At 61.0% G+C, this 7,433-nt stretch carries 6 protein-coding genes; 2 read left to right on the top strand and 4 right to left on the bottom strand.

Annotated features, from left to right (window positions below; translation table 11 throughout):
• Window positions 1–36: 36 nt before the first annotated feature.
• Window positions 37–1,158 carry a glycosyltransferase family 9 protein gene (locus NW818_RS11770; RefSeq protein WP_414424656.1) on the bottom strand — a complete coding sequence of 374 codons (1,122 nt, stop codon included), beginning with the start codon at window positions 1,156–1,158 and terminating at the stop codon, window positions 37–39.
• Window positions 1,159–1,285: 127 nt separating this feature from the next.
• Window positions 1,286–2,092, bottom strand: a complete 807-nt coding sequence (locus NW818_RS11765) for a hypothetical protein (protein ID WP_148202674.1) — start codon at window positions 2,090–2,092, stop codon at window positions 1,286–1,288.
• A 455-nt stretch (window positions 2,093–2,547) separates the two neighbouring features.
• Here NW818_RS11765 and NW818_RS11760 point away from each other — a divergent pair, with 455 nt between their 5' ends.
• Entirely contained in the window at window positions 2,548–3,828 is a 1,281-nt protein-coding gene (locus tag NW818_RS11760; RefSeq protein ID WP_414424655.1) for a DUF4912 domain-containing protein, read from the top strand.
• Between the two features lie 102 nt (window positions 3,829–3,930).
• Here NW818_RS11760 and NW818_RS11755 read toward each other — a convergent pair whose 3' ends face one another.
• Both NW818_RS11755 and NW818_RS11750 read right to left on the bottom strand, forming a co-directional pair.
• A complete protein-coding gene (locus tag NW818_RS11755; protein ID WP_414407087.1) occupies window positions 3,931–4,962 on the bottom strand; it encodes an anthranilate phosphoribosyltransferase family protein in 1,032 nt (343 codons plus the stop codon).
• Between the two features lie 114 nt (window positions 4,963–5,076).
• Entirely contained in the window at window positions 5,077–6,042 is a 966-nt protein-coding gene (locus NW818_RS11750; RefSeq protein ID WP_414424654.1) for a LysR family transcriptional regulator, read from the bottom strand.
• Between the two features lie 124 nt (window positions 6,043–6,166).
• On the opposite strand from NW818_RS11750, the gene NW818_RS11745 reads away from it, so the two are divergent.
• A complete protein-coding gene (locus NW818_RS11745; protein ID WP_414424653.1) occupies window positions 6,167–7,318 on the top strand; it encodes a serine hydrolase domain-containing protein in 1,152 nt (383 codons plus the stop codon).
• Window positions 7,319–7,433: the final 115 nt, after the last annotated feature.

Raw genomic sequence — 7,433 nt, 5'->3', positions numbered from 1 at the left:
TTTGGGAGAGGGGCTGGGGGTGAGGGCGTGGAACCTCTAGGTTTGCTTGAGAATCTCTTTCAAGTAGCCGATGACCGTTTCCGGCTTGAGATGGGCCATACAGGGATGACCCTCCACCAGGCAGGTTTCGTTTTTGAACTTGTTCTCTGCGCAGACCCGGCACTTGTAGGCGGTTTGGGTGAGATAGACGTGGGGCAGACGAGGAGCCCACAGTCGCACCGGGCTGGCCCCATCCCCATCGGCATCGTTGCCAAACAGGGCAATGGTGGGACAGCCCACTGCCGCCGCGATGTGCATCGGCCCCGCATCCACGGAGATACACACCCGCGCCCGCTTCAGGGCCCCCGCCAGCTCCATGAGGCTGGTTTTGCCCCGCAGGTCAACCATTCCCGTTTGCGCCAGCAGTTCGTCTTCGCTGCTGCCGCCGTGGTAGAGGGATCGCTGCAGCTCCGGCGCGCTGCCGATTAGCCCCACCTGCAGGCCCTGGCCTTGGCACCACTGGATCACCTGCCGCCAGTACTCCAGGGGCCACATCTTGGCGCGGCGGGTAGTGGTGATGTGCACCAAAACCTCTGGCACCGGAAAATCGGGATCCCGGCTGGGTAGCTCCAGACGGAAAAAATCCGTCTCCACGTACGCCAGGCGACAGAAGATTTCGGCGATGTAGTTGCTGGTGAGGATATCTTTGTAGCGCTGCAAAAACTCCAGGCTGTTCCAGTCGTCGTCTTGGAGCATGCGCTGCACCGGGTCGGAGCCGGGATCCAACTTGCGGCGAAAATCCAGAGTCAAGCCGGCCCCGGCAATGTACTGGGGGCGCAGGGCCGTTACCGCCACCAGGTTGAGCTCGCTAAACTCGTCGCAATTGATGGCCAAGTCGTAGGGGCCGGCCTGGGTCACCCGTTCTCGCACAGCAGCGGTCAGGGCCTCGAGGTAATCGGGACGACGGCTGTAGAGAGGAAAGCTGAAGTCGATGTAGGGGCAGTGGAGCTCAAAGTCGCGGGTAATCTCGCTGCCAAAAAAATCCAGCACACAGCCGGGGTATTTTTCCTTGAGGCCCCGCAACAGCGGGATGGTAACCACAAAATTGCCCACCTTGCTGGAGGAAAACACCGCCAGGTGGGGATGTTCCCGCAGAGGTTGGTTGGCAAACCGTTGCATAAGGCTGGGATCCCCAGGAAGATATCAACCCCGCTGGAGGTGGTGCGGGTGGTGCAGACAGAGCACTTTTGCTAGGCTAGCATTCCTCTGTCCTGCACTTGGATGGCCATGTTGGGATCCCTGGGCCTCAGGGGAGACTGGCTTGGCTGCCATCCCAGATGACCACCACAGCAAAGCGATCCAGGAAGCCATCTGTCGCATTCATCTGGCGCAGACTAAAAGCATCTTCGGCGGAAATCACCAGGTCGTAGCCCAGGGTGCGGATGGCACGAATGCGGTGAGGCCGTTCCCCGATGCGGTTCACCAGTGAGCGGGCCTGCTCTTCCGAGGTGGCATAGGCAGCTGTGCCCTCGCTGCCCACAAAGGCCGCGTTGAGGTCTTGGCCAAGAGTAACGGGGGTATAGACTTGATTGCCATCGGGATCAAACAAGCGCATTGACTGGCTAGGCAAGAAATCCAAGCCTCGTGCATCCACAATCAACCCTGTCACTTGCGGTTCCCGCCGCTGGGATCCCGCCTCCAGACCCGTTCCGCCCCCTGGCCCTTGGCCTGTGCCCACCCCTGAGCCAGGACTGGCTCCGCGCACCCCACTCTGGCCGCTGCCCGGCCCGATCACTTCCCCCTGCCGGGATCCAGAGCCACTGCCGCCAGGGCTGGTGCCGAACTGCCGCAACAGATCCAGATCGAAAACCGGGCCTTCTGCCACTTCTCCATGGCCGGGTTGGGCCGGCTGGACTTTTGGATCGGCTTGATCTGTTTGTGGGAGCGGAACAGAATCCTGGGTTACTGGACGCCAGGGCGTTGCTTCAGAAGCGGGCAGGGTAGGGGATCCCCCTTGCAAGCGGTAAAGGGGAGGAAACAGCGTTTGGGCATCCACAGCTTCCACCGGCAAGACCGGCCCCGCCAGCAGGATCCCCAGTGCTGCCCAGCTCACTTGGATCCGTATGCCTTGAATCCTATACTTCCACCACCTCATGCCCACACCTCTTGGCCTCAAAACCTGCGGCCCATCTCGCAACAGCTCACCTTTCCCCCATGCTACCCAGGCAGGGCCGGTTCGGCAGGGGATCCCGCGCAGTCTTCCCCTTGGCTTGAGAGCAGCTGGGGCTCCTGGCCTCTCCCTAAAGGTGGGTCGGAGAACAAGAGATTGATCCCCAGCGATCCCCAGGGTCTTGACCGACAGGCAAAAATACGCAAACATGGGTTCATCATTCTTGATGATCCCCGTTGATCCCCACCTGTGGTCATCAGCGGCTGGAGAGCCCGAGGCAAGCCGATACATCAGCAGGTTCAAGGTTGTCCTCAGAACCACAAGCTGGGATCGGCCCATAGGACAAAAGCTGGAGCATTGCACGAAGCCCGATTTGTCGAAGACAGGAGACCCCGACCATGCCACAAGAGCGGATCCCGTTGGAAGAAATGACCATCCGGCAGTTGCGGGAAGAAGCTGCCCGCTATCAGATCCCCAAGTACAGCCGCATGACCAAAGACCAGCTGATTGAGGCCATTCGAGAGGCCCAAGTCAAAGCTGGCCGCCCTGTCGATGCCATGCCGGAGCCCAAGGGGCAAGAATCGGTCACCCAAACGAAGTTTAGGGGTCAAGAGGTTGCCAGCAAGACGGATCTGGCCGATGTGGACAAAGGGCTGGGGGATCTGCCGGAGGGCTATGGGGAAAGCCGCATCGTTTTGCTGCCGCGGGATCCCCAGTGGGCCTACGCCTATTGGGATGTGCCCAACGAGGCTAAAGAAAGCAAGCGCCGCGAGGGGGGTCAGCAATTGGCGCTGCGCCTCTACGATGTGACGGATATCGATTTCAGCTACCAGCCGGCCCACAGCATGCAGGAGTACCCCTGTGATGAGTTGGCGCGGGAGTGGTACCTGCCGATTCCGGTGAGCGATCGTTCCTACATTGTGGAAATTGGCTACCGGACGGCAGATGGCCGCTGGCTGATGTTGGCCCGCTCGGCGGCGGTGATGGTGCCGCCAGTCTTTCCCTCCGACTGGTTTGAAGAGCATTTCCTGACGGTGCCCTTCGATATGGCCCTGCAGGGCCGCACCCTCTACCAGCTCAGCGAGCCTTACAAGCGCAGTGCCACCGGCATGGGTGTGGTGGCCTACAAGGGCGATGAGCCGCAGCAGGGTGCCACGGTCGATCCCTTCCTGGAAATGGTGGGTGGCTTTGAGGCGATGCGGGTGGCGGGATCCCTGTTTGGCAGCCACCAGATGGGCAGCCGCCAATTGGTGCCCGAGCAGGCCATCAGCTCGTTTATCATCCCCTCGGGTGTGGGCATGATGGGGATGGCCATGGCGGAGGTGCCCGCTGCTCCCTGGATGGCTTCAGGATCCGGCCTGGGCCTGTTCTCGGGGGCTTCCGAAGTGCTGCCTCAGCGCTCTCGCAAGTTCTGGCTGGTGGCCGATGCCGAGCTGATTGTCTATGGGGCCACAGAGCCGGATGCCACCGTTACCATTGGCGGGCGCAAGATCCAGCTCAACCCCGATGGCACCTTCCGCTTCCACATGGCCTTCCCAGACGGCAACATCGACTTCCCCATCTTCGCCGTGGCTGCCGATGGCGAGCAAAACCGGGAGATCCACATGACTTTCGACCGCCGCACCCTCTCCCGCCGCACCAACACCAAGGAGGAGGCCATCGAGGAGCTGTTGCCCTAAAGGATCCAACCTTCGGCTTCTCGCCCCCTGGAGCTGGCCGGGGGGCTTTTTTCCCTGGGCTGGAGAGCTTGACTCTAGTCATCGAAACAGGGGATGCCAGTCCTAGGAGAGGTCAATCACCTGGATCAGTTGTTTCAGCTTCTCCATCACCCGTCCGGAGCGAAGTAGGTCTTCCGCCTGTTGGATCCCTTCTGGCAAGGATGGGGCGTGGCCGAGGAGCCACAGATAGCTGCCCCCATTCCAGAGAACGGCTGGGGTGAGTTCACAGGGATCCCCGCTGAGCACCTGCTGCATCTGCCGGAGCAGCTCTTTCTCTCCGGAGAAGGGAATCTCCGGGCCTGCCAAGTGGCAATCTCTGGCCTTCAAGAGCAGCCGTTTGCCGCCCTGGTTGAGAATGGCCGCTCGCTCCCGTGGCAGGTCGCAACTGCCTTCCAGACCTTTGACGGTGGTGAATTGCCGAATCTCCCGCAGGGCAAACAGCTCCAGCATCGTGGCCTCGGTGGGAGGATGCACATAGCCGGCCACCAGGTGAAAGGGGCCTTGGTAGGGCGTCCAGACCAGTTCCAAGGTGGCCAAGGGGGGGCGCTTGCCGATTTGATCCCGGTAGTCCATCAGAGCCTGAGCCTGGGGAAAACAGGTGGGCAAATACAAAAATCCCAGCCCGGTTTGTTCCAGCAGTTGCCCCACCCGCTCCAGGGATAGCCCTCGCCAATCCACCCCCAAGCTCCGCCACACCGCTTCCAAGGGCAGCCCATACTTGGTGGGACAGAAGCCAGAGCCATGCAGCAAAACGGCTGACCCTGCCGCTGCTAGCAGCAAAGCCACCAGCACCCCCAGCGGTGCCGTCCGCGAGCGGCCATCGTAGGGATGGCCAAAGATGATCAAGGGATGAGGCAGATCCTGCCGGGGCAGAAGAGGGCCGTACTCTGCATAGGCATCCAACATACCGGCCAGCTCCTCGGCAGTGGGGCGCTTGATGCGGTGGGCAATTAAAAAAGCCCCGATCTGGGCGGGAGTGGCCTCCCCCCGCAGGAGCATTCGAGCAGCGCTGGCGGCCTCTGCCCGGCTGAGATCCTGGTGGGTGTGGGTGCCGCTGCCGATTTTTTTCAACAGCTCGCGAAACTCTTGGCTCATAGCATCGGCGGTCGGGAGCGCTGGGCTACTCAGGATAGGGGGAGATAAGGGCGGAACACTTGCAACTACCGATACAGGTATTTGACAACTTACAGAAATTTCTACAAAAAATCCCTACAGAACTGACAACAGCCCGGCAGAGGGCTGAGGGAAATGGGGATCTGTACCGGAAGCAGGCTCAACCTCAGACTGCCTGATAAGCTGGGCGGCCAACTGCAAAAACCGGCGAATGGGAGGGATCCGATAGCGATCGCTGGTGGTGACCATAACCACCTGTCGCCTCAATAGGGGGGGCTCGGTGGGTCGCACCTGCAAATCCGGATCGGCGCAGCAGTCCACCAGGGCCGACTCCGGCAGGAGGGCAATCAACTGCCCCTGTCGCACCACCCCCCGAAAGGCATCCAAGGTGTTCAGTTCCAGGGCTGCTTTCAGGGGAAGCCCCTGTCGGGCCAGATGGGATCCCACCAAGGAGCGCATAGCATAGCCATCCTTGAACACGGCCTGGGGATACTCCGCCAGCACCTTCCAGGGGATCTGCTCGTAGCGGCTGAGGGGATGGTTGGCGGGCATCAATACTTGAATCGGCTCGGAGTACAGTGGCTCCACCACCAGCTCTGCCCCCCGCGTCATCAGGGGATTCTCCATCACCAGGGCCACATCCACCAGCCCATCCCTGAGCACCTTTAAGGCGCGGTCGCTGCCCAGAGCGGTAACCCGCAACTGCACCTCTGGGTACTCCCGGCAAAACTGTTGCAGCACCGGCGGCAGTTGATGGGCGATCAGAGAATGGATCCCAGCAATGCAGAGCTCAGTTTGCTGGCCCTGCAGCCATTCTCGAATGCTTTCCTGAGCCCGCTGCCATTCTTGACAGATGCGACGGGCATGGGGCAAAAGCCGTTCCCCAGCTACGGTTAGAGCCACCGGGCTTTTGCGATGCAACAGCGGAGCCCCCACCGCTTCCTCCAGGGCCTGGATCTGGCGGCTAATAGCCGATTGGGTCAGACCGCTGAGGCGAGCAGCGGCCAAAAAGCTACCTGTTTCCACCACGTTCAAAAAAGCTTGCAACAACTCCAGCCGCACTCGGGATCCCTTGATGATGTAGCCTGCCGTGGTGGCATCCTAGCTGGGGAAGCGGTAGGCTTTTGTAAACACCGTTACAAGTTGTTTGTTGGACTGGGGATCCCCAAGCCAGGAGGAGAAGCAGATGGGTTGGGATCCAGCCTTGCTGGAGGGGCTGCTCAACTCTGCCATTCCGCACCTTTTCCCCGCTGCCCAAGTGGCCATCCGCCACAAGGGAAGGTGTATTTACTCAAGGGCGGCAGGTTATCTCGACCCTGAGACCCGGCGCCAACCAACAACCTCGGCCACCCGTTTTGACCTGGCCTCGCTGACCAAGCTCTACACCGCCACCGCCTGCATGGCCCTGGTGGAAGCCGGAGCGTTGCTGTTGGATCAACCGGTGAGTCTCCTGTTGCCGGAGTTTCAGGGATCCCGCCCCATTGCCCCCTATGAAGATCCTCTGCAGCCGGGGAAATGGATTGCTGTGGAACCGGAATCCTTAGGCCAGCTTGTTGCAACAGAACAGGTGACGGTGCGACAGTTGCTGGCCCACACCGCCGGTTTGCCCGCCTGGCGGCCCCTGTTTCGACAGCCCGATGCCGAATCGGCCCGGCACATGGCTTTGCACACCTTTTTTGCCTACAGACCAGGATCCCGCACAGTCTACAGCGATCTTGGATTGATCCTGCTGGGGCTGGCTTTGGAACGTCTGAGCGGAACCCGTCTGGATCAGATCTTGTACGCCCGGATCTTGCAGCCTCTGGGCCTGAGCCAAACTCAGTTTTATCCAGGGGATCCCTTTGACCCATCCTCTGTCTCTGGCTCTTGTGCCCCCACCGAGCTGTGTCCTTGGCGAAAGCGCCGCCTGCAGGGGCAGGTTCACGACGAAAATGCCGCCCGCCTGGGCGGGACCGCCGGCCATGCCGGACTATTCGCCACGGCAGAGGAAGTAGCCGCTTTCGGAGAGAGTTTTTTGACGGGATCCCTGTTGCAGCCGCAGACGGTGAGGGAAATGACCCGCGAGCAGTTGCCTCAGCAAGGGGATGCCCACCGCTGTCACGAGCGCCGGGGTTTGGGGTTTGCCTTGCGCTCTCCGGATCCCTTGGCCAGCAGCTACCCGTTCAGCCCCAGCGCCTTCGGCCACACCGGCTTCACCGGAACCTCCCTGTGGATCGATCCAGAGCGGGAGCTGGTGGTGACGCTGCTCACCAACGCCGTCTACCACGGTCGGCGGGAGAACGGGTTCCAGGCTTTCCGGGTTGCCTTCCATCAGGCCATCCTAGAGGGGCTTTCTTGATCATTGAGTCCCTGACCGTTCCCGCTAGGGTGCCGTAGGCATAACCGAGGCTGAGGTGGACGAGACCTTTTACCGACAGTTGGCAGACATGCTGATACATTTACGCTGAACACTG

It is taken from the genome of Synechococcus sp. R6-5 (genome assembly GCF_047461775.1).
Lineage (GTDB): Bacteria > Cyanobacteriota > Cyanobacteriia > Thermostichales > Thermostichaceae > Thermostichus.
This window is presented reverse-complemented; position numbering and strand designations above follow the sequence as displayed.